We start from the raw sequence: 20,627 nt of genomic DNA on the forward strand, positions 1-20,627 counted from the left end.
CCGCGGTGGGAAGGCTCAACTGTCCGCGCCGCGGCGCAGCTTGGCGAGTTCGGCGTTGAACTGCGCGCCCGCGAGCAGCGCGAGGTTGGACATCCACAGCCACACCAGGAAGACGACGATCCCGGCGAGCGATCCGTACAGCCGGTGATAGGTGCCGAAGTGCGAGGCGTAGAGCGCGAAGCCGAGCGACGCCACGAGCCACAGCAGCACGGCGAGCGCACCGCCCGGCGCGCGCTTGCGGACGCCTCGCGTCCCGGCGGGCCCGGTGCGGAAGACGACCAGCACGAGGACCGCCACCAGGCCCACCAGCAGCGGCCACTTCGTCGTGTTCCACGCGCCGGCGGCGAAGTCGTCCATGCCGAGGAGCCCTCCTGCCGTACGGGCGACCTCGCCGCTCAGCATCAGCACGAAGACGCTGGAGACGAGCAGCGTGAGCAGCACCAGCGCGGTCAGCACGATCCGGGGGACCGTCCGCCACACGGGCCGGTGGTCCTCGACCCGGTGCATCGCGTGCAGTGCGCGCCGGAAGACGCTGAGGTAACTGGACGCGGACCAGAGCGATCCCGCGGTGCCGAACACCGCGAGCAGCCAGGCAGCCTTGCTCTGTGCGGCCATGTCCTTCAGCAGTCCCGCCATGAGTTCGCCGGACTCGGCGGGCAGGACGGTCGTGACGCGCGCGATGAGCTCGTGTGTGGCGTCAGTTCCGCCGAGTCCGACGGCCGAGACGGTCACGAGCAGGGCGGGGAAGATCGCGAGCACGGCGTAGTACGTCAGGGCGGCGGCCCAGTCGGTGACGTCGTCGTTCCAGACGGAGACGGGCGTGCGGCGCAGCGCGAGGCGCCACTCGCCGGTGCGGGGCAGGAAGCGCGCCGCCCGTGAATCGCCGCGGACGCCCCCCGTGGCCGCCGGAGCGAGCGTTCCGGCACGCGGAGCGGACCCGCGCCCGCCGTCCGCTCCCCCGGCCTCTCCCCCGGTCACGCCTGTGCTCACTCGTACCCCTCCGCCTTGCTGGTGACCTCCGCCCGCCGGCTTGAGGATGCTGGGGGCTCGTACGCGTCTGGCCGCCTCGGGCGGGCGGAAACATCGAGGGTATGTGCACGCCGTCGCTTGCCGGGGACGGCCGTGCCCGTTCAGGTGCCGCCGAGGATGATCAGGATGAAGATCACGCAGCAGAAGATGTTGACGAGCCAGCTGTGCGAGTTGAGCCAGTCCCGCACACGCGGCATGGCCGTCGCCATCCGGCGGCGGAAGACGGTGAAGGTGATCAGGGGCAGCGCGATGAGCAACAGGACGGCGCCGAAGAAGGGCAGTCCTCCCCAGTAGCCGTCCGGGTCGCTGCGCAGCGAGATGCCCACGGTGAGCATGACCAGGAGGTCGGAAGGCATCAGGAGCGCAAGGAGCAGACCCACCCTGAACGCCTTCGCAGGGCTCGCGGTGAGCAGCGCACCGAGCCACTTGGGCGGCTCGGCGGTGCGCCGCCCCAGGTAGTTCTTGACGGCCAGCACCACCAGGAGGCCCACCAGCACGTACTGGATGATGCGGCCGGTCGAGCCCCGGCTCTGCAAGTGGCCCGTGCCGCCGAAGTCCAGCAACTGCGCGAGCCCGTAGGCGGCTGCGGTTCCGGCGAGCACGGAGACCATGAATCCCGCGAGGAACATTCCGGAGAGCCGGTACGGGGCGCGGGTCGTCGTGAGGATGACCGCGGAGATGATCTGGGGTCCGGCGATCGTCGTGATGGCGAGCGGCAGTACTTCGAGCGTCACGCCATCAGCTTCCCGTCTCCCGGTGCCGCCGGCCGTGCGGCGAGCCGCCGGGCGGGCCGGCGGCCGTCGGTGGCGGTCGGGAGCGGCGTGGACATGGCGCCGTACATGCCCTCTGAGCTGGGAAGACGTCTCCGGTCGCAGGTTATCGAGATTCTGCCAAACTAGGACATAAGCACCTGAACAGGTGAAGGCAGACCTTGCAAGAGGGAGGGTCCCGACATGGCAACTCATGCTGCCGGCGGCGCGCATGCGGGCACCGCCGTACGCGGTACCGGCAAGCCGGCGATTTTCTCCGGCTGGACGAAGCTGGCCGGAGCGCTGATGTTCTTCGGCGGGCTGCTCGGCGTCTCCGCCGGTGTGGCAGCCCTGCAGGAGGACGCCGTCTTCGCGTCGACGCAGAGCTACGCCTTCGACTACAGCCTCACAGGCTGGGGATGGGTGCACCTGTTCCTGGGCGCAGCGATAGCAGTCGCCGGTATCGCCGTGCTGATAACGGGTGCGACGTGGGCCCGATGGGTCGGCATAACCCTTGCCGGCCTGGGCATGATCGCCAGCTTCATGTGGCTGCCCTACTTCCCGCTCTGGGCACTGATCACGCTGGCGCTGGACGTGTTCATCATCTGGGCGCTGTGCGCGGGCATGGGCACACGATCACAGATGTCCACGTAGCACCGCGCAGGCGAAGGCTCCGGGCCCCACAGCTGGTCCGGGGCCCTCGCTGTGCCCGCGTCGTCACCGCGCCGCGGCCCACGCCGAGCCCCCCTGCCAGGGCCCTGTTGCGTCGCCGCAAAATCGAGCGCGGGGCCGCACGGCCGGGCTGTACGGTCCCCGGCATTGCGGATCGAGTTCCTGCACGAGCACGACACCCTGGCCTTCCGGGGCTTCCCGGACATGGAGAGGTGCGCCTCCGGTGGCTTCCGCCTGCCGGCGGGGCACCCGAGCATGCCGCTGATGTACTCGATCCGGGCCACGAAGGGCGGCTGACGCGGCGCCCCCTCCGAGAACCGGGACCGACGGTCCCGGCCACAGGGCCAGTGGCCCCCCTTCCGGGTCGGGTGGCCCTTCCTTGCGGGACCTTTCGCGCCCAGCATCGGAGGAGAGAAGCCGTGGCCCGGCCCGGCGGCTCCGGGCCGTGGTCGCGACCTCACCACTCGCCACCGCATTGGAGAGGTGACCGACAATGGCCTCCGCACAGGCTCCCGCCTCAATCGTCAACGGAGTCGACACCGAGCGGCTGAAGGCGACGATCGAAGCGATCGACACGGACGTGACATGTGCCGACTTCCAGTTCCGCGCCTCGAACGAGTGGCTGGACGGCGCTCACAACCGTTCCGCCCTCGCGTCCTTCCGCAGCGCGGGCGCCGAGGACAACACCCGGAAGCAGACGTTCACGTTCGACGCCGGCGAACCGCTCCCGCTGCTCGGACACGACGAGGGCCCCAACCCGACCGAGGCCCTGCTCCACGCGCTGGCCGCATGCCTCACGACGTCGCTCGTCTACCACGCCGCCGCGAAAGGCATCAACGTGCGCCGGGTGGAGTCGAGCCTCGAAGGAGACCTCGACCTGCGCGGCTTCCTCGGCATGGACGAGGACATACGCAACGGGTACGAGGGGATACGCGTCAATATGAAGATCGACTGCGACGGCGGCGAGGAGCAGGTCCGGCAGCTCGTCGAGACCGCCCAACGCCGCTCCCCCGTCTTCGACATCGTCACCAACAAGGTGCCGGTGACCGTGAGCGGCACGATGTGACGTTCGAGCTCGAGCAGCAGCATGTACGCCCGGGCGGCGCCGCCCGGGCGGTGTGCTCTGCCGCAAACGGCTGACGCCCGCCGGGCGTTCCGGTCCCTTCGGAAGGCAGGCTTTCCGGTCCCTTCGGAATCTGCGGGTCCTGGCAGACCGGCCTCCGCGCTCTCGAATGCGTGGCCGGCCGACCCGACAAGCTGCGCCCTGCGATCACACTGGCCGGCGCCCGGTTTCGGCAGCCCGGAACGGCCAGGCTGCAGCATGACCGCTCGTCAGACATCGGCGGCACGGGGAAGATGAATGGCGCCCCTGCGTGAAAGGTGTCGATGGTGCCCGGTGAGAACGACCTGCGAAGACTGCTGGCCGAGATGAGCCCCGAACTGCATCCGGGCGCATATGTGTTCACCACCGTCGAAGCCGGCGCCGCACCTCCAGGGGTGACGCCCGTCGTCACGGTCGCCGAGAAGGAGGGCCTGACACTGGTCCTGCCGCAGCGGGAAGCAGATGGGGCCGGACTGGCCTACGACTACGTGGCGGGATGGATCACGCTGAGGGTTCACTCGGCGCTCGAAGCGGTCGGCCTGACGGCTGCCGTGGCGCGGAAGCTCGCCGATTCCGGCTTGAGCTGCAATGTGGTTGCCGGCTTCCATCACGATCACTTGTTCGTGCCGCATGAGCGATCCGCACATGCGATGGCGGCGCTGGAGAACCTGGCACGACAGCCCTTCTGAGTGGGCCGACTCATGTCGTCCAGTCAGACGGCTCCGGGTGACCGAACAAGAGCACGCGAATACCCATACAAGATAAGGTACTTGTATGCAATCGAGGAGGATGGATGGCCCTGTTCCCCGTGCCGGCACCCAGCAGGGCCACGATCCTTGCGTGATTCGTGATCTGCGAGTCTGCTTCGTCGGGGACTCGTTCGTCGCCGGCACCGGCGACCCCCTCTGCCTCGGCTGGGCCGGACGACTCGCAGCCCGCACATACACCGACGGACAACCGGTCACCGCTTACAACCTCGGTGTGCGGCGCCAGACTTCCTCCGACATCCTCGCTCGCTGGCAGTACGAGTGCACTCAGAGACTGCAGGACTGTGACGATCCGCGGGTCGTCCTGTCGTTCGGGGTCAATGACACCGCCCTCGAAGAAGGCCGCCCGCGCGTCGCACCCGACGAGTCGTCCGCCAACCTGTCCCAGATCCTTCGGCGATCCGCAGACCGGGGCTGGCCAGCCCTGGTGATTGCCCCACCGCCCGTCGACGACGAGGACCAGAATGCCCGCATTGCCCTGCTCGGCGAGAGATTCGCCCGAGTCTGCAGCGAGGCCCGCGTCCCTTACGTCCCGGTACACCAGCGGTTGCGGAGCAGTGCCGTATGGAGAACGGAAGTACGCGCCGGTGACGGCGCACACCCAGGCGCCGGGGGCTACGACGAGATCGCCGCCCTGATCGCGCCACACTGGCGGGACTGGCTGCGGACCTTGCCCCGCGTGCACGAGGAGGCACCCGCCAGAGGGGAAGGAGCCGCAGCAGCGTTCCACACTGACCGCAAACGAACCGGCCTCTGACCGTCATGCTTGGTCAGGGGCCGGTTGTTCGTCTGTGGCGGCGCTAGGATTCGAACCTAGGAAGGCTGAGCCGGCAGATTTACAGTCTGCTCCCTTTGGCCGCTCGGGCACACCGCCTGGGATTGCTGCCCGGCCCGCCCTTGGGCGGTGCTCCGTGGCAACGGTGTAAACCATACCCGATGACCCGGGGTGCTTCGCCACCCGGTTGATCAGGGGTGCGGGCGCTGCTCAGTGGCTAGGCTGACCGCGCGGTGCGCGTCGCGGACCGCTTCTCTGACGGATCAATCACGAGGAGCCAACTCACCATGGCGGACTCCAGTTTCGACATCGTCTCGAAGGTCGAGCGGCAGGAGGTTGACAACGCCATCAACCAGGCCGCCAAGGAGATCTCGCAGCGTTACGACTTCCGCGGCGTGGACGCCTCGATCGCGTGGTCGGGCGAGCGGATCGAGATGCGGGCCAACGCCGAGGAGCGGGTGAAGGCCGTTCTCGACATCTTCCAGTCCAAGCTGGTCAAGCGCGGGATCTCGCTCAAGGCGCTGGACCCCGGCGAGCCGCAGTCCTCCGGCAAGGAGTACAAGATCTTCGCGACGCTGAAGGAAGGCATCGCGCAGGACGAGGCCAAGAAGATCGCGAAGGTCATCCGCGACGAGGGCCCCAAGGGCGTCAAGGCCCAGGTGCAGGGCGACGAACTGCGGGTCTCCTCGAAGAGCCGCGATCATCTGCAGGAGATCATCGCGCTGTTGAAGGGGAAGGACTTCGACTTCCCGCTGCAGTTCGTGAACTACCGCTGAGCGGTCCTCGACTACCGCTGAGCAGTACCGAACTGACGCTGCACAGTACCGAACTGGCGCCGGGCGGCGGATCGTTGATCTGCGGATCCACGGGCGCGCGTACGCGTGCGTCGCCGGGGCGCAGCACGCGGCACATGGCACCCAGGGGCACGACGAGGCCGGCATCACGCGCCGTCCCGGTCGTGCCCCTCGCCGTGACCGCGCCGGGCGCCGGGCGACGGGTGCCGTGACCGCGCCGGGCGAGGGGCGACGTGCCGAGTGCGCGGTATCGCATGGCTCCCGGGGCGGCCGGTCGGTCCACTTCGTCCGGCGAACTCCTCGCCGCCTCCGTACCGTTCGCGCGGCGGCCTCTACCCGCGTCGCCCCGCCATGCGCTCCAGGCGCGCGACGCGCTGGGCCATGGGCGGGTGCGTGGAGAAGAGGCGGGTCACGCCCTCTCCGCGGCGGAAAGGGTTCGCGATCATCATGTGGCTCGCCCCCTCCAGCCTCGGTTCCGGCGGCAGCGGCAACTGCTTGGTGCCCGCTTCGAGTTTGCGGAGCGCGGAGGCGAGGGCGAGCGGGTCGCCGGTGAGCTGCGCTCCGGACGCGTCCGCCTCGTACTCGCGGGAACGGGAGACGGCGAGCTGGATGACGGTGGCCGCCAGTGGCCCCACGATCATGATCAGCAGCATTCCGAAGAGGCCCGGGCCGTCGTCGTCGTCGCCGCGTCCGAAGGGGATCAGCCAGGCGAAGTTGACGAGGAACATCACCACCGAGGCGAGGGCCCCGGCGACGGAGGAGATGAGGATGTCCCGGTTGTAGACGTGGCTCAGCTCATGGCCGATGACACCGCGCAGCTCACGCTCGTCGAGCAGGCGGAGGATGCCGTCGGTGCAGCAGACGGCCGCGTTGCGCGGGTTGCGGCCGGTGGCGAAGGCGTTCGGCGCCTGCGTGGGCGAGATGTACAGGCGGGGCATCGGCTGGCGGGCCGCCGTGGACAGCTCCCGGACCATCCGGTACAGCTGCGGCGCCTCGAACTCGCTGACCGGGCGGGCCCGCATGGCGCGCAGGGCGATCTTGTCGCTGCGCCAGTAGGCGTAGCCGTTCGTGGCGAGGGCCACCAGCAGCGCGACGACGAGGCCCGCACGGCCGAAGAAGCTGCCGACGACGATGATGAGTGCCGACAGTCCCCCGAGGAGCACGGCTGTCCTCAGCCCGTTGTGCCGGTGCACAGTACGCCCTCCAGTGGTGCAGCAGGGGAACCCTGAGCCGCGTGGTCGTGCCACGGTCGGTGGAACCTCTTCGCCCTGGTCAACGCGGGGAGCCGGACAACAGTTCCCTGCCGGGGACCACGTCCCCCGTACGGCCCCGCCGGGTCTTCCGCCGCCCCGTCCCGCCGGTTCCCCGGTACGGGGCGCCGCTAGCGAAGGCCGCCGGCTGTGAAGGTGAGCACCAGATCCGGGTCGAGCGACAGGGCCACGCCGGCGGCAGCGGTGAGCGCGATCCCGGCGGCCAGCGGCGGCGCCATGCGGGTCCGCTGATGCCCTTCCCCGGCCTGCGTCACGGCGGCGTCCGCCGTCGGGGCCCGGAAGGCGAGGGCGGTCCAGCGCAGGTAGTAGAAGAGGGCGATCACGACGTTCACGGCCATGATCACGGCCAGCCAGCCCAGCCCGTTGCCGATGGCGGTGGAGAAGATCGCGAGCTTCGCGAAGAGCCCGATCACGCCCGGCGGCAGGCCCGCCAGGCAGAGCAGGAAGAAGGCGAGTGCCAGGGCGGCAACAGGGTGGGCCGCGTACAGGCCGCGGTAGTCGGCGAGGCGGTTGGCTCTGCTGGTGCGGCTGATGTGTGCGACGACGGCGAAGGCGCCGAGGTTCACCGCCGCGTACATCAGGAGGTAGGCGACGGTGGCGCCGACGGTGGACAGGGCCGTGCCGGAGGGTTCCTCGCCGCCGACGTCCGGTGCCGCGGCGGCGAGGGGCACCAGCAGGTATCCGGCCTGCCCGACGGAGGACCAGGCGAGCAGACGTACCGCACCGTGCGCACGGTCGGCGCTCTGGCGCAGCGCGGCGGCGTTGCCCGCGGTCATCGTGACGGCCGCGAGTACGGCGAGGGCCGTGCCCCACAGCTCCGCGCGGGAGGAGAACGCCTGGACGAGGAGGAGGATGAGGCCGGAGATCCCCGCCGTCTTGCCGACCACGGAGAGGAACGCGGCGACGGGTACGGGCGCGCCCACATAGGTGTCCGGAACCCAGAAGTGGAAGGGGACCACCGCCGCCTTGAAGGCGAAGCCGACGAGTGTGAGGGCGATGCCGGCGCTGCCCAGGGCCTCCAGTTGCGGGTCGGCCCTGCTGAGGCCCTCGCTGATGCCGCGGAAGTAGAGGGTTCCGGTGACGGCGTAGAGGAAGCTCGCGCCCAGCAGCGTCACGGCTGTTGCGGTGACGGAGGAGAGGAAGAACTTCAGCGCGGCCTCGGCCGATCCGCGGCTTCCGCGGCGCAGCCCGACGAGAGCGAAGGCGGGCAGCGAGGCCGTCTCCAGCGCGATGACGAGGGTGACCAGGTCGCGGGAGGCCGGGACGAGAGCGGCGCCGGCGGTGGCGGACAGCAGCAGGAACCAGTACTCGCCGGCCGGCAGCCGCAGGTCGCGCACGGCAGGCATCGACAGCAGCGCGGTGACGAACGCGGCGCCCAGTACGAGGAACTGGAGCACCAGGGAGAGGGTGTCGGCGGAGTAGGCGCACGCCCGCGACCCGTCGGGCAGGCAGAAGGTCTCCAGGTTCCTGGAGCGCAGGAAGAGCAGGGGCAGCGCGGCCAGGAGCAGCGATACGGCGGCGGCCGGCCCGAGCAGCCGCTTGCCGCGCTCGGGCAGGAACAAGTCGGCGACGAGGACGGCGAGTCCGGCCACGGCGGCGATCGTCGGCGGGGAGATGGCGAGCCAGTCGACGGACTGCACGGCGGAGCCGGCGAGCTGCGTGATGTCCGCGGAGCCCGTGAACTGCGGGGGGCCGGCGGCGTCCAGGGGGTGGGCGGCGTGCACGGCCTCCGCTGCGCCGTGGGCGAGGGCGTTCATCGGGTCACTCCTGGCAGGAGGTTGTGCACGGCCGGGTCGGTGAGTCCGAGGAGGAGCGCGGGCCACAGCCCGGCGGCGACGGTGAGCACGACGAGCGGTGTCCACGACGCGTACTCGTAGCCGCGCAGCTCCGGCAGCCGCACGGTCACCGGTTCGGGCTGCTTCTGCGCCTGCTCGGGTCCGGCGGCGGTGACCGGCTCCGGGCCGTGGAGTTCGGGGCGTTCGCGGACTTCGGGGGCTTCGCCGGCCTCCAGCGGGTCGCCCATGCAGACGCGGCGCACGACAACGAGCATGTACGCGGCGGTCAGCAGGGTGCCGAAGGCGCCGATCGCCATGTAGGTGACGAACGCGGGGCGGTCGAGGCCGGCGGCCGGGTCGTAGGAGCCGAGCAGCGCCAGCATCTCCCCCCAGAAGCCGGCGAGTCCGGGCAGTCCGAGGGACGCGACGGCGCCGAAGGCGAGGAGCCCGCCGAAGCGCGGGAGGGTGCCGTACAGCGCGCCGCCGGTGCCGCCCGCGAGGGTGTCGAGGTCCGTGCTGCCCGTCCTGTCCTTGAGCGCGCCGACGAGGAAGAAGAGCAGGCCGGTGATGAGGCCGTGCGCGATGTTCGCGAAGAGGGCGCCGTTGACGCCGGTGGGCGTCATGGAGGCGATGCCGAGCAGCACGAAGCCCATGTGCCCGACGGAGGAGTACGCGATGAGCCGCTTGAGGTCGCCGTGCGCGCCGCGGCGCGCGAGGGCGAGGCAGACCAGCGACCCGTAGACGATGCCCGTCACGGCGAGGGCGCCGAGGTAGGGGGCGAAGGTGCTCATTCCCTCGGGCGCGATCGGCAGCAGGATGCGTACGAAGCCGTAGGTGCCCATCTTCAGCAGGACGCCTGCGAGCAGGACCGAGCCGACGGTGGGTGCCGCGGTGTGCGCGTCGGGCAGCCAGCTGTGCAGCGGCCACATCGGGGTCTTCACGGCGAGCCCGGTGCCGATCGCCAGCACGGCGAGGATCTGCGTGGTTCCGCCGAGCGCCGGGTGGCTGCCGGCGGCCAGTACCACCATGTCGAAGGTGCCGCTCTTGAGGCCGACGAGGAGCAGGCCGAGCAGCATCACGACGGAGCCGAGCAGCGTGTAGAGGATGAACTTCCATGCGGCGCGGGCGCGTTCACGGGGCTCGGCGACGCCCCAGCGGGAGATGAGGAAGTACATCGGGACGAGCACGGTCTCGAAGGCGAGGAAGAAGAGCACCAGGTCGAGCGCGGCGAAGGTGGCGAGCGTCCCGGCTTCGAGGAGCAGTACCAGCGCGACGAACGCCTGCGGGCCGCTGTTGCTCCGGGCGGGGGCGGCCTGCGGGGCGTCCTTCTTCGCGGTCGCGCCGACGCCGGTGTCCGGGCCGCCCGGGGCGTCGGCACCGCCATGGGCGTCGGTGTCGGCGTCGGCGTGGGCACCGGCATGGGCGTCCCCGGCGCCCGCGTCCGCCCCCGAGTCGCCGTCCCCGGGGGCCTGGCCCTCCCCCTCCGTACCGGCGGGCGCGGCCTTGGTGTGGGTGCCGTAGCTGTGGAGCGCGCAGAGGAAGGTGAGCAGGGCGGTCAGCACGAGCAGCGGCAACGAGACGCCGTCGACCCCGAGGTGGAGGTGCACGCCGAGGGAGGGGATCCACTCCGCGTCCGACTCGGCCTGCACGGCGTCCGCCCTGCCGGTGTCGAAGCCGAGCGCGAGGACCACGGTGGCGGCCAGGACGACACCGGTGACGGTGACGCCGTGCCGGAGCACTGCCTGCGCCGGGTTCCGGCCCCGGAGACCGGGCGGCGCCGGCAGCAGGGCCGCGACCGACCCGAGCAGGGGAAGGACGACGACGGCGATGAGCAGCGCCTGCATGGCGGTGTTGCCGATCGTGATCACTGTCAGGCCCCTCCGGTTCCGGCGGCGACGAGGACGACGGCCACGGTGAGCAGCAGCGACCCCACGACGATGGCGCCGAGATAGGTCTGCGTGTTGCCGGTCTGCGTCCGGCGCACGAGGTCGCCGAGCAGCCGGGGGCCGAGGCCCGCTCCTCGTACGTAGGTGTCGACGACCTCGCGGTCGACGAAGCGCACCAGGCGGGCCGCGGCTCTGGTGGGCCGTACGAACAGCGCGCTGTAGGCGGCGTCCAGGCGGAAGCCGTGCGCGGCCGGTTCGTGCAGGGGGCCGAGCAGCAGGCGTGCCGGGTCGGCGGGGTCGGGGGCGGAGGCGATGTCCCCGTAGGCGGGTTCGTGCGTGGCGATGGCCTCGGCCTCGGAGAGGGCGGGGTCGCCCTGCGGGTGTGCGGCCACGGCGCCCATGGGCGCGCGGGAGGCGGCGAGCGCGGTGGTGTGCCGCCAGGCGGCGTACATCACCAGACCGCCGGCGAAGGCCAGGCCGGTGGCGAGCACGGACGTCGGCAGGGTGGGGGCGAGGGATTCGCTGTCGAACCATCCGGGCAGCACGCCGAAGGCGAGTCCGAGCGCGAGGGACGGCACGGCCAGCACCCACAACACGGCGTTCATGACGACCGGTTCGCGCCCCTGTTCCGCGGCCGTCTCGCGCGGTCCCTCGCCGCGGAACGCGAGCAGCCACAGCCGGGTCGCGTACGCGGCGGTCAGCAGAGCGCCGAGCATTCCTGCCACGAGCACGATCCAGCCCCCGGCCGGGGTGACGCCGCTGCCGTGCGCCTCGCCGAACGCGGCGTGCTCCGCGGCGCCGAGCACCGCTTCCTTGGAGAAGAAGCCGCTGAAGGGGGGCACGGCGGCGAGTGCGAGCAGACCGATCGTCATCGTCCAGCAGGCATCCGGTGCGGTCTTGGCGAGGCCGCCCATGCGGGCCATGGCGGCGAGGGAGTTGGTGCCCGCCGCGTGGATGACGACGCCCGCGGCGAGGAAGAGCAGCGCCTTGAAGGCGCCGTGGGTGAGGAGGTGGAAGACGGCCGCGCCCCGGTCGGCGACGGCCAGCGCCCCGGCCATGTAAGCGAGTTGGCCGATCGTCGAGTAGGCCAGGACGCGTTTGATGTCGTCCTGCGCGAGCGCGGCGAGGGCCGATCCGACGATGGTGACCGCCGCCATCACCGCCAGCACGACGAGCGCGGCGGCCGAGGCGGCGAAGACGGGCAGCAGCCGGGCGACCACGTACACGCCGGCGGCGACCATCGTGGCCGCGTGGATCAGCGCGGAGACGGGCGTGGGGCCCGCCATCGCGTCCGGCAGCCACGTGTGCAGCGGGAACTGCGCGGACTTGCCGGCGACGCCCGCGAGCAGCAGCAGCGCGACGACGGTGGGGTGCGTCAGCTCGAACTGGGCGAGCTGGGAGGTGAGTTTGCCGGTGATGCCGCTGATGCGGAAGGTGCCCGCCTCCGTGGCCAGCACGAAGATGCCGATGAGGAACGGCACGTCGCCGAGCTTGGTGACGAGGAACGCCTTGATCGATGCGTCCCGTGCGACGCGCGTCTCCCAGTAGTGCCCGACGAGGAAGTACGAGCAGATGCCCATGACCTCCCAGCCGACGAGAAGCACGATGAGGTCGTCCGCGTAGACGACGAGCAGCATCGCGGCGGTGAAGAGGGAGACGAAGGCGGCGTAGCTCGCGTACCGCGGGTCCTCGCGCAGATAGCCGGTCGAGTACAGCTGCACGCAGGAGGCGACGACGCCGACGAGTACGGCGACGAGCACCGCGAAGCCGTCCAGTTGCAGGGCGAGTTGGACGGGGAGGGCGGCGGAGCCCGTCGGTGTGAGCTCGGTCGCGGCCTTGAGGGGCTCTCCGCCTCCCTGCCGCACGGCGACGGTGATGGCGAACGCCGTGGAGAGGAGGGTGGGCAGCACCGCCAGCGGGCGGGCGAAGCCGGGGGCGCGCCGTCCGGTGAGCAGTCCCGCGACGGCACCCAGGAAGGGCAGCAGGGGGACGAGGGCGGCCAGGGTCGTGGTGCTCACGCTGTCTGCCTCCCGCTGTCGGTGGTTGCCGTCGCGCTCGAGGTGCCGCTCGGTCTCCCGCCCGCGTCACGGCCGTTGGCGGCTGGTTCGTGGCTGCCGGGTTCGTGGACGGCGGCCGCCGCTTCGTCCCCGTCCGGGCCGGGGCCGCCCTCGCGGAGGTCTCTGAGCCGGTCGATGTCGGAGCTGCCCCGGCTGCGGTACACGAGCAGCACGATGGCGAGGCCGATGCCGATCTCGGCCGCGGCGACGGCGATGGTGAAGAGCGCGAGCGCCTGCCCTGTGTGGAGCTCCTCGCGGAGCCAGGCGTCGAAGGCGACGAGGTTGAGGTTGACGGCGTTGAGCATCAACTCGACCGACATCAGCATGAGGATGGCGTTGCGGCGCGCGAGGACGCCGTAGAGGCCGGTGGAGAAGAGCAGGGCTGCGAGTACGGCCGGATAGGCGAGATGCATCAGCGCTGCCCCTCCTGCTTCTTCTCCGGCGCCGCCCTCCGGGAGAGGACTATGGCACCGACGAGCGCCGCGAGCAGCAGTACGGACAGCGCTTCGAACGGAAGCACCCAGCCGCGGAAGAGTGCCTCGCCCGTCACCCGGGTCGGTCCCTCCGCCGGTACGTCCAGGTCGATCCAGGTGGTGCGGAAGGCGTCGACGACGAGGGTGACGAGGGTTGCCGCCGAGACGACGGCGACGAAGAGCGCGATCCACCGGTTGCCGGAGTCGGCGTCGGGCGAGGGCCCTATCGGCGCCCTGGTGAGCATCAGCCCGAAGAGGAGGAGCACGACCACCGAGCCCACGTAGATCAGGACCTGGACCCAGGCGATGAACTCGGCCGTCAGCAGCAGGTATTCGACAGCGACCCCGCCGAGCGCGGCCACCAGCCACAGGGCGGCGTGCACGAGCTGCTTGGTGGTGACGGTGACGAGCGCGGCGCCGAAGGTGGCCAGCCCGACGAGCACGAAGACGATCTCGACCCCGGTGGGCGAGAGGAACCCGGGATGGGCGGCCGTGGCGGCGAAGTTCACCGGTCGCCCTCCTGCTCGTCGTGTTCGGTCCCGGACGGTGCCGAGGGACCGGAGGGTGCCGAGGGACCGGACTTCGCCCGCGGGCCGGAGCGGTCCGCCCCGGACTCCTGTGCGGGTTCCGCTGCGGATGCCTGTGCGGGTTCGTTTGCGGATGCCTCTGCGGACCCCTGCTGCGCCGCCAGTTTGTCCGCGGCCTTGTGCGCCGCTCCGAGTTCCTTGGGCTCCTCGGCCGCGGGGTCCAGCGGGGGCGGCTCCGGAACCGTCCACATCCACTCGCGCAGCTTGTCCCGCTCGTGGGTGAGGTCGCGGATGTCGGTCTCGGCGTACTCGAACTCCGGTGACCAGAACAGCGCGTCGAAGGGGCAGACGTCGATGCAGATGCCGCAGTACATGCACAGCGCGAAGTCGATCGCGAAGCGGTCGAGGACGTTGCGGCTGCGCTCGCGCCCTCCGGGAGCGGCGGCGGGCATCGTCTCCTTGTGCGAGTCGATGTAGATGCACCAGTCGGGGCACTCGCGGGCGCACAGCATGCACACCGTGCAGTTCTCCTCGAAGAGCCCGATCACCCCGCGGCTGCGGGGCGGCAGTTCGGGCAGGGAGTCGGGGTACTGCGCGGTGACCGACCGGCGCGTCATCGTACGAAGGGTGACGGCCAGGCCCTTGGCGAGTCCGGAGCCGGGTACGGGCATTACTGGATCACCACCTTGACGACGCCGGTGAGGGCGATCTGGAACAGGGCGAGCGGTACGAGCACGGTCCAGGCCATGCGCTGGATCTGGTCCTCGCGAAGCCGCGGATAGCTCACCCGCAGCCAGATGACGACGAAGGCGAGGAGCGCCGTCTTCAGCAGCGTCCACACCCAGCCGAGTTCACCCGCGGACGGGCCGTGCCAGCCGCCCAGGAAGAGCACGGCGGTCAGCGCGGAGAGCACCACGATGCCCGCGTACTCGGCGAGCAGGAAGAGCGCGAACCGCAGTCCGGTGTACTCGGTGTAGGCGCCGAAGATGATCTCGGAGTCGGCGACGGGTGCGTCGAACGGCGGCCGCTGGAGCTCCGCGAGACCGGCGGTGAAGAAGACCAGCCCGCCGATGATCTGCCACGGCAGCCACCACCACTGCCAGGCGTCCAGGATGCCCGGGAGGGAGAGTGTGCCCGCGGCCATCGCGACGGAGGCGGCCGCCAGCAGCATGGGGAGTTCGTAGGCGAGGAGCTGCGCCGCGGTGCGGAGCCCGCCGAGGAGCGAGAACTTGTTGGCGGAGGCCCATCCGCCCATCAGCGAGCCCAGCACGCCCACGCCCATCACGGCGAGCACGAAGAAGACGCCGGCGTCGACGACCTGGCCGACGGCGTCGCCGTCCCCGACCGGAATGACGATCAGCACGACGAGGTACGGCAACAGCGCCACGGCGGGAGCCAGTTGGAAGACCCGGCGGTCGGCGCCGCTCGGCACGATGTCTTCCTTCTGGGCGAACTTCACGCCGTCGGCGACGAGTTGGGCCCAGCCGTGGAAGCCGCCCGCGTACATGGGGCCCACCCGGCCCTGCATGTGGGCCATCGCCTTGTGCTCGGCCTGTCCGACGATCAGCGGAAGCAGCAGGAAGGCCAGCAGCACGGCGAGCAGCCGCCAGAGGACGTCTGCGGCATCCATCAGGCGCCCTCCTCCGTCTGCCCGTCACCGGACCCGCCGGCGGCGTCTCCGCCGTCGCGGTCACGGTCGCCGTCACTCGCGTCACGTCCGCCACCGCTGTCACGCGGGGCCGGGCGGGCATCGTGCCACGGCGCGTCGGGGGCGGGGGAGGCACCGGACGCACCCGGCGTCCGCTTCTCTTCCGCGGACGGCACCTGCGTACCGTCCGGCGCCCGGTCGCGAGCCCGGTCGCGAGCCTGGTCCGGGGCCTGGTCCTGAGCCTGGTCCCGGGCCTGCGTACCGTCCGGCGCCCCGTCGGACGCCCGGTCCCGGGCCTGACGCCGCGTCTCGTCCTGCGCCTGGTCCGGGTGCTGCTCGGAGGGCTGCCCCGGCTGAGTACCGGTCCCGGCCGCACCGGGCTCCGTGGCACCGGACCCCGTGGCGCCGGGCCCCGTGGCACCCGTCTCCCCCGCACCGCGCTGGCTGGCCGAGCCCGCGCTCGCCGAGCGCGCACGCCGGGCCGGGCGCTCCCCCGCGCCCGCACGCCCCGCGCGGCCGCGGGCGGGACGGGACGGCACGGGAGGGAGCTGCCCCTTCAGCGGGCCCCACTCGTTGGGGTCCGGGACGCCGGGCGGCAGCATCTGCCTGCGCTTCGGCGCTCCGTGGGCCGACTCGCCGGGCTCCACCGCGCCGGGCCACGCCTTCGCCACTCGTGCGGCGAGCACGAAGTCCTTGCGCAGCGGGTGCCCTTCGAAGGACTCGGGCAGCAGCAGAGGCGTCAGGTTCGGGTGGCCGGTGAAGACCACCCCGAACATCTCGTGTGTCTCGCGTTCGTGCCAGGCCGCGCCCGCGAAGACACCGGTCGCCGTGGGCAGTTCGGGCGCCTCGTGCGGGACGGTCGTACGCAGCAGCAGCCGGCGCAGGGGGCCGCCGGGCCGTTCCGCGTCCGGCAGCGCGGCGACGTGCGCACACACCTGGAAGCCGGTGCCCGGCTCGTGCACGGCGCTCAGCCAGTCGAAGAAGCGGCATCCGAGGCCGTCACGGACCGTCTCCAGGGCGGGAATCCAGGAAGCGGACGGCACGTCGACGGTCAGCAGGCCGTACGCCTCCTCGGCCCGCGCGCCCTCGCCGAACAGCGCTTCGGCCCCGTCGGGCAGCCAGCCCGCCGGTGCCGTCGCGGACTCGGGCAGGGCGGGTGCGGCCGCCTCGTCCCGCTCGCGTGCGGGCTGCTCTCCGGGCGAGGCCGGCGCTCCGTCCGGCCCGTCCGGCCCGTCCGCCCGGCCCGGCGGCCCGCTCGTCCCGCGCGGCTCGCCGGGCTCGTTCGCCTCGTCGGACCCGGTCACCGGCCGTCGCCCTCCTCCGGGGCCCTGCCCGGCTCCTCGCCGCTGCCCGCTTCCTTCGCCGGCGGCGGCGTCACCAGTCCGCTCTGCAGCGCGGCGGCCGACGGACGGCGCGCGGCGCCCTCGCCGGACTCCGGCCCGGTGGAGGGCCCGTACCGCTCGGCCGTGGACTCCCGCGCGATCTTCTCCTGGAGCTTCAGCACGCCCTGGAGCAACGCCTCGGGCCGGGGCGGGCAGCCGGGCACATACACGTCGACGGGGATGATCTGGTCGACGCCCTTCGTCACGGAGTACGAATCCCAGTAAGGGCCACCGCAGTTGGAGCAGGCCCCGAAGGAGATCACGTACTTCGGCTCCGGCATCTGCTCGTACAGCCGCTTGACCGCGGGCGCCATCTTGTCGGTGACCGTGCCCGAGACGACCATAAGGTCCGCCTGCCTGGGGCCGGGCGCGAAGGGGATCACGCCGAGCCGGATGAAGTCGTGCCTGGCCATCGAAGCGGCGATGAACTCGATGGCGCAGCAGGCCAGTCCGAAGTTGAAGACCCAGAGGCTGTACCGGCGGCCCCAGTTGAGGATCACCTTCATCGGTTCGGGAGCGAGCCTGGCCAGCGGGCCGAGCCTCCCCGCCGCGACCGGTCCGGCCCCGGATGCCGCCGACGGCGGCGCCGGGTCGGGGAGGTCCACCGGGCCTCGCCCCTTGTTCGTCACGTCCATTCCAGGACGCCCTTCTTCCACGCGTAGAGCAGGCCGACGGTGAGGAATCCCAGGAAGACGAACATCTCCGTCAGCGTGATGCCGCCGAATCCGGGTGCCGCGAAGACCGTCGCCCAGGGAAAGAGGAAAACCGAGTCGACGGCGAAGATCACGTACAGGAAGGCGTAGACGTAGTAGCGGACCTGCGTGTGGGCCCAGTCCTCTCCGACCGGGTCGACTCCGCATTCGTACGTGAGGAACTTCTCCCGGGTCGGCACCACGGGCCTCAGCAGGCGTCCGGCCCCGAAGGCCACGGCGACGAAGAGCACTCCGACCACCGCGACCAGCCCGACGACCGAATAGCCGTGGAAATAGTCCGGCACGTCTGCCCTTTCTCACTCACCGGCTGCTCGCCGCTCGCTGTGTCGATGTCCCGATCTCTCGCGGTGCGGCGGCCGGCGGCTGGGACCACGAGCCGGGCGCACCGTGGGCGACTTTCACCACGCCTTCCGCGTCAAGCGTCCAGCGATTGGTACGCAGGGGAGTCTAGGGCGTGCGCGCAACCTTTCACCCGGCGGGACCGGACAGCCGATTCCTTGCCGCATGTGCCCCTGTATGGGGCCGTTGCCGCCGGAAACCGCCTCTTGCCATGCCGCACGCGGCCGGACGAGAATCGCCGAACGCTTGTCGGGGGCCACTCAATTCCCGGATTTGCACGGCGATTTGGTGTGTCTCCCTCGGGCTACGCGCGTAACCCCCCACGAGAGGAAACACCCGTGCAGATGCAGCGGAAGAAGATCGCAAGACTCATAGCCGGTGCCGCCGTGGCGCTCGCCGCAGTGAGCCTGGCCCCGATGGGCGCGGCCATGGCGGGCGAGGACGGTGACAAGTCCACGAAGGCGTCCGCGGAGGTCCGTCAGCACTCCGACGACATCAGCGCCAAGATCGTCGGCGGTACGGAGGCCGAGAAGGGCGAGTTCCCGTGGATGGTCCGGCTGTCCATGGGCTGCGGCGGTGCGCTCTTCGAGAAGGACGTCGTCCTGACCGCCGCCCACTGTGTGGACGGCAGCGGTGAGAACGACAGCATCACGGCCATCGGCGGCGTCGTCGACCTCGAGGACTCCGACAAGGTCGAGGTGAAGTCCAAGGAGGTCCTCCAGGCCCCGGGCTACGACGGCACCGGCAAGGACTGGGCGCTGATCAAGCTCGCCGAGCCGATCGACCAGGAGACCCTGCCGATCGCCGAGGACGACTCCAACAACGAGGGCGAGTTCACCGTCGCCGGCTGGGGTGCCGACAAGGAGGGCGGCGCGCAGCAGCAGAAGATGCTGAAGGTCGACGTTCCGTTCGTCGACGACGCCACCTGCAAGGGTGCCTACTCCGAGCTCGTCGAGGACGAGGAGCTGTGCGCCGGTGACATGGAGGCCGGTGGCATCGACAGCTGCCAGGGCGACTCCGGCGGCCCCATGTTCCGCAAGACCGAGGCCGGCGAGTTCATCCAGGTCGGCATCGTGAGCTGGGGCGAGGGCTGTGCGCGCGCGGGCAAGCCCGGTGTCTACACCGAGGTGAGCACCTTCGCGGCCGACATCAAGAAGGCGGCGGCCGACCTGGGCTGACGCCCGGCCGTACGGCTTCGTTCACGTGACGACGACGCCCGTGCCCGCGACTCCTCGCAGGCACGGGCGTCGGCGTGCGCGTGGGGCTGCGGTGTGCGGAGGCTGCCGTGCGCGGCGGTCGTGTCGTGCGGGGACAGCGTGCCGGGACGCGGTGGTGCGCGGGCCGGCGTACACGGGTGTGGTGGTGCGCGGCAGTTGGGGCGCGCGTGCCTCGTCGTGCGCAGGCGCGAGGGGCGGTCGCCGCCGTGGTGGGGTTGTCCCCACCACGGCCCCCCGCCGGACCCCATGGCGTCACCCCCGGTCACCCGGCAGGCTTGGCGCATGACCGCGAGCGCACACCCTCCGGGTGCCGGGGAACCCCATGACGAACGTCTTCCGCCGCCGACGAGGCCGGCGCTCGGCGCGCAGACGTGGCGCGAGATCGTCCATCTGCTGAGCAACCTGCCGGTCGGCGTGCTGGGCTTCGTCTACGTCACGGTGTTCATCTCCGCCGGAGCGGCTCTCTCGTTCACGCTCGTCGGTCTGCCGCTGCTCGCGGTCACGCTCGTCGGAGTGCGCCCGCTGGGCCGTCTCGAGCGGGCGCGGGCGCGGAAGCTGCTCAGCGTGCACGTGGAGGAGCCGAGCCCGCCGCGCGCGCGTGAGAGCGGGTTCCTGTCCTGGGTGTGGACCCGGCTGAAGGACTCGGTGGCCTGGCGGCACGTGCTCTACTTCTTCGTCAGGCTGCCCTGGGACTGGCTCACCTTCGCGCTGACGCTGCCGGCGCTGTTCGTGGCCTGGCCGGTGCTGCCGTGGCTGACGCGCGGCCTGACCAATGTCGACCGCGCGTTCGTACGTGCCCTGCTCTCGCCCTCGGACGAGCTGGAGCGGCGCATCGCCGAGCTGGAGTCGGATCGTGGTTCGGTGGCCGACACCGCCGCCGCCGACCTGCGCCGCATCGAACGCGACCTCCACGACGGCGCACAGGCCCGCCTCGTCGCCCTCGCCATGGACCTCGGCCTCGCCAAGGAAAAACTCCTCGAAGACCCCCAGGCAGCCGCCACCATGGTCGGCGAAGCACACGGCGAAGTGAAACTCGCCCTCCAGGAACTCCGCGACCTCGCCCGCGGAATCCACCCCGCCATCCTCACCGACCGCGGCCTCGGCCCCGCCCTCTCCGCCCTCGCCGCACGCTGCACCGCCGACGTCACCGTCACCGTCGACCTCGACACCCGCCCCGCCCAAGCCATCGAAGGCATCACCTACTTCACCGCCTCCGAACTCCTCCAGAACATCACCAAACACTCAGGCGCCCACACCGCACGCATCGACCTGTGGCGCACCCACGACCGACTCCTCCTCCACGTCACCGACGACGGACACGGCGGCGCCAACACCACCACCGGCACCGGCCTCACCGGCCTCACCGAACGCCTCACCGCCGTCGACGGACTCCTCGTCATCAACTCCCCCACCGGCGGCCCCACCACCATCACCGCCGAACTCCCCTGGCG

The 20,627-nt window shown here is 71.2% G+C and carries 21 protein-coding genes and 1 tRNA gene; 8 read left to right on the forward strand and 14 right to left on the reverse strand.

From position 1 onward, the window contains the following. Nucleotides 1-15 precede the first annotated feature (15 nt). Nucleotides 16-990, reverse strand: coding sequence for a YihY/virulence factor BrkB family protein (locus tag H180DRAFT_RS11645; protein WP_254665979.1), 975 nt, complete (start codon nucleotides 988-990; stop codon nucleotides 16-18). 140 nt (nucleotides 991-1,130) lie between these two features. Further along, the gene (locus H180DRAFT_RS11650; RefSeq protein WP_055485929.1) at nucleotides 1,131-1,763 is read right to left on the reverse strand and encodes a GAP family protein; all 633 of its coding nucleotides are present in this window, start codon (nucleotides 1,761-1,763) and stop codon (nucleotides 1,131-1,133) included. A gap of 219 nt (nucleotides 1,764-1,982) precedes the next feature. Here H180DRAFT_RS11650 and H180DRAFT_RS11655 point away from each other — a divergent pair, with 219 nt between their 5' ends. From H180DRAFT_RS11655 to H180DRAFT_RS11670, 5 genes are all read left to right on the forward strand, one after another. Beyond that, nucleotides 1,983-2,432, forward strand: coding sequence for a DUF7144 family membrane protein (locus tag H180DRAFT_RS11655; protein ID WP_055485930.1), 450 nt, complete (start codon nucleotides 1,983-1,985; stop codon nucleotides 2,430-2,432). Between the two features lie 165 nt (nucleotides 2,433-2,597). Then, on the forward strand, nucleotides 2,598-2,747 hold the full coding sequence (locus H180DRAFT_RS29800; RefSeq protein ID WP_159033574.1) for a hypothetical protein: 150 nt from the start codon (nucleotides 2,598-2,600) through the stop codon (nucleotides 2,745-2,747). A gap of 196 nt (nucleotides 2,748-2,943) precedes the next feature. Beyond that, entirely contained in the window at nucleotides 2,944-3,516 is a 573-nt protein-coding gene (locus H180DRAFT_RS11660; RefSeq protein ID WP_055485931.1) for an OsmC family protein, read from the forward strand. Between the two features lie 323 nt (nucleotides 3,517-3,839). Beyond that, entirely contained in the window at nucleotides 3,840-4,241 is a 402-nt protein-coding gene (locus H180DRAFT_RS11665; RefSeq protein ID WP_055485988.1) for an ACT domain-containing protein, read from the forward strand. A gap of 100 nt (nucleotides 4,242-4,341) precedes the next feature. After that, nucleotides 4,342-5,076 (forward strand): GDSL-type esterase/lipase family protein, encoded by a 735-nt coding sequence (locus H180DRAFT_RS11670; RefSeq protein WP_079100021.1) that lies wholly within the window; start codon nucleotides 4,342-4,344, stop codon nucleotides 5,074-5,076. A gap of 35 nt (nucleotides 5,077-5,111) precedes the next feature. Here the strand turns inward: H180DRAFT_RS11670 and H180DRAFT_RS11675 are convergent. After that, nucleotides 5,112-5,193: transfer RNA gene (locus tag H180DRAFT_RS11675), tRNA-Tyr, on the reverse strand. A gap of 188 nt (nucleotides 5,194-5,381) precedes the next feature. Here H180DRAFT_RS11675 and H180DRAFT_RS11680 point away from each other — a divergent pair. After that, nucleotides 5,382-5,870 carry a YajQ family cyclic di-GMP-binding protein gene (locus tag H180DRAFT_RS11680; protein WP_055485932.1) on the forward strand — a complete coding sequence of 163 codons (489 nt, stop codon included), beginning with the start codon at nucleotides 5,382-5,384 and terminating at the stop codon, nucleotides 5,868-5,870. Nucleotides 5,871-6,220: 350 nt separating this feature from the next. Here the strand turns inward: H180DRAFT_RS11680 and htpX are convergent, their stop codons facing one another. From htpX to H180DRAFT_RS11735, 11 genes are all read right to left on the reverse strand, one after another. Then, nucleotides 6,221-7,081 (reverse strand): zinc metalloprotease HtpX, encoded by an 861-nt coding sequence (gene htpX / locus H180DRAFT_RS11685; RefSeq protein ID WP_055485933.1) that lies wholly within the window; start codon nucleotides 7,079-7,081, stop codon nucleotides 6,221-6,223. Between the two features lie 188 nt (nucleotides 7,082-7,269). Next, a complete protein-coding gene (locus H180DRAFT_RS11690) occupies nucleotides 7,270-8,916 on the reverse strand; it encodes an NADH-quinone oxidoreductase subunit N (RefSeq protein WP_079100022.1) in 1,647 nt (548 codons plus the stop codon). Further along, nucleotides 8,913-10,802 (reverse strand): complex I subunit 4 family protein, encoded by a 1,890-nt coding sequence (locus tag H180DRAFT_RS11695; RefSeq protein ID WP_254665980.1) that lies wholly within the window; start codon nucleotides 10,800-10,802, stop codon nucleotides 8,913-8,915. Before H180DRAFT_RS11695 ends, H180DRAFT_RS11690 begins: the two co-directional genes overlap by 4 nt. A 2-nt stretch (nucleotides 10,803-10,804) precedes the next feature. Further along, nucleotides 10,805-12,838: an NADH-quinone oxidoreductase subunit 5 family protein gene (locus H180DRAFT_RS11700; protein WP_055485934.1), complete on the reverse strand. Its 2,034-nt coding sequence runs from the start codon at nucleotides 12,836-12,838 to the stop codon at nucleotides 10,805-10,807. Continuing rightward, nucleotides 12,835-13,290 carry an NADH-quinone oxidoreductase subunit NuoK gene (gene nuoK, locus H180DRAFT_RS11705; protein ID WP_079100023.1) on the reverse strand — a complete coding sequence of 152 codons (456 nt, stop codon included), beginning with the start codon at nucleotides 13,288-13,290 and terminating at the stop codon, nucleotides 12,835-12,837. The genes H180DRAFT_RS11700 and nuoK overlap by 4 nt, the downstream gene beginning before the upstream one ends. Beyond that, nucleotides 13,290-13,859, reverse strand: coding sequence for an NADH-quinone oxidoreductase subunit J family protein (locus tag H180DRAFT_RS11710; protein ID WP_055485935.1), 570 nt, complete (start codon nucleotides 13,857-13,859; stop codon nucleotides 13,290-13,292). The genes nuoK and H180DRAFT_RS11710 overlap by 1 nt, the downstream gene beginning before the upstream one ends. Continuing rightward, nucleotides 13,856-14,548, reverse strand: coding sequence for a NuoI/complex I 23 kDa subunit family protein (locus H180DRAFT_RS11715; RefSeq protein WP_055485936.1), 693 nt, complete (start codon nucleotides 14,546-14,548; stop codon nucleotides 13,856-13,858). The genes H180DRAFT_RS11710 and H180DRAFT_RS11715 overlap by 4 nt, the downstream gene beginning before the upstream one ends. Next, nucleotides 14,548-15,507, reverse strand: coding sequence for a complex I subunit 1/NuoH family protein (locus tag H180DRAFT_RS11720; RefSeq protein ID WP_107097622.1), 960 nt, complete (start codon nucleotides 15,505-15,507; stop codon nucleotides 14,548-14,550). The genes H180DRAFT_RS11715 and H180DRAFT_RS11720 overlap by 1 nt, the downstream gene beginning before the upstream one ends. Further along, nucleotides 15,507-16,676: an NADH-quinone oxidoreductase subunit C gene (locus H180DRAFT_RS11725; RefSeq protein WP_139151380.1), complete on the reverse strand. Its 1,170-nt coding sequence runs from the start codon at nucleotides 16,674-16,676 to the stop codon at nucleotides 15,507-15,509. Before H180DRAFT_RS11725 ends, H180DRAFT_RS11720 begins: the two co-directional genes overlap by 1 nt. A gap of 149 nt (nucleotides 16,677-16,825) precedes the next feature. After that, nucleotides 16,826-17,542 (reverse strand): NADH-quinone oxidoreductase subunit B, encoded by a 717-nt coding sequence (locus H180DRAFT_RS11730; protein WP_055485938.1) that lies wholly within the window; start codon nucleotides 17,540-17,542, stop codon nucleotides 16,826-16,828. Further along, nucleotides 17,533-17,904 (reverse strand): NADH-quinone oxidoreductase subunit A, encoded by a 372-nt coding sequence (locus tag H180DRAFT_RS11735; protein WP_055485939.1) that lies wholly within the window; start codon nucleotides 17,902-17,904, stop codon nucleotides 17,533-17,535. Before H180DRAFT_RS11735 ends, H180DRAFT_RS11730 begins: the two co-directional genes overlap by 10 nt. A 399-nt stretch (nucleotides 17,905-18,303) precedes the next feature. On the opposite strand from H180DRAFT_RS11735, the gene H180DRAFT_RS11740 reads away from it, so the two are divergent. After that, nucleotides 18,304-19,137 (forward strand): S1 family peptidase, encoded by an 834-nt coding sequence (locus tag H180DRAFT_RS11740; protein WP_107097634.1) that lies wholly within the window; start codon nucleotides 18,304-18,306, stop codon nucleotides 19,135-19,137. 321 nt (nucleotides 19,138-19,458) lie between these two features. Next, nucleotides 19,459-20,627 (forward strand): sensor histidine kinase (locus tag H180DRAFT_RS11745; protein ID WP_055485941.1); only part of this gene is annotated, 1,169 nt, incomplete at its 3' end.

The organism is Streptomyces sp. WMMB 322, from assembly GCF_900090145.1.
Classification (GTDB): Bacteria; Actinomycetota; Actinomycetes; order Streptomycetales; family Streptomycetaceae; genus Streptomyces.

Bases quoted from the DNA above. Each gene is read 5' to 3' on its own strand.
- H180DRAFT_RS11655 (WP_055485930.1), top strand. From the start codon at position 1,983: ATGGCAACTCATGCTGCCGGCGGCGCGCATGCGGGCACCGCCGTACGC.
- H180DRAFT_RS11660 (WP_055485931.1), top strand. From the start codon at position 2,944: ATGGCCTCCGCACAGGCTCCCGCCTCAATCGTCAACGGAGTCGACACC.
- H180DRAFT_RS11670 (WP_079100021.1), top strand. From the start codon at position 4,342: ATGGATGGCCCTGTTCCCCGTGCCGGCACCCAGCAGGGCCACGATCCT.
- H180DRAFT_RS11680 (WP_055485932.1), top strand. From the start codon at position 5,382: ATGGCGGACTCCAGTTTCGACATCGTCTCGAAGGTCGAGCGGCAGGAG.
- H180DRAFT_RS11690 (WP_079100022.1), bottom strand. From the start codon at position 8,916: ATGAACGCCCTCGCCCACGGCGCAGCGGAGGCCGTGCACGCCGCCCAC.
- nuoK (WP_079100023.1), bottom strand. From the start codon at position 13,290: ATGCATCTCGCCTATCCGGCCGTACTCGCAGCCCTGCTCTTCTCCACC.
- H180DRAFT_RS11715 (WP_055485936.1), bottom strand. From the start codon at position 14,548: ATGCCCGTACCCGGCTCCGGACTCGCCAAGGGCCTGGCCGTCACCCTT.
- H180DRAFT_RS11720 (WP_107097622.1), bottom strand. From the start codon at position 15,507: ATGGATGCCGCAGACGTCCTCTGGCGGCTGCTCGCCGTGCTGCTGGCC.
- H180DRAFT_RS11730 (WP_055485938.1), bottom strand. From the start codon at position 17,542: ATGGACGTGACGAACAAGGGGCGAGGCCCGGTGGACCTCCCCGACCCG.
- H180DRAFT_RS11740 (WP_107097634.1), top strand. From the start codon at position 18,304: ATGCAGCGGAAGAAGATCGCAAGACTCATAGCCGGTGCCGCCGTGGCG.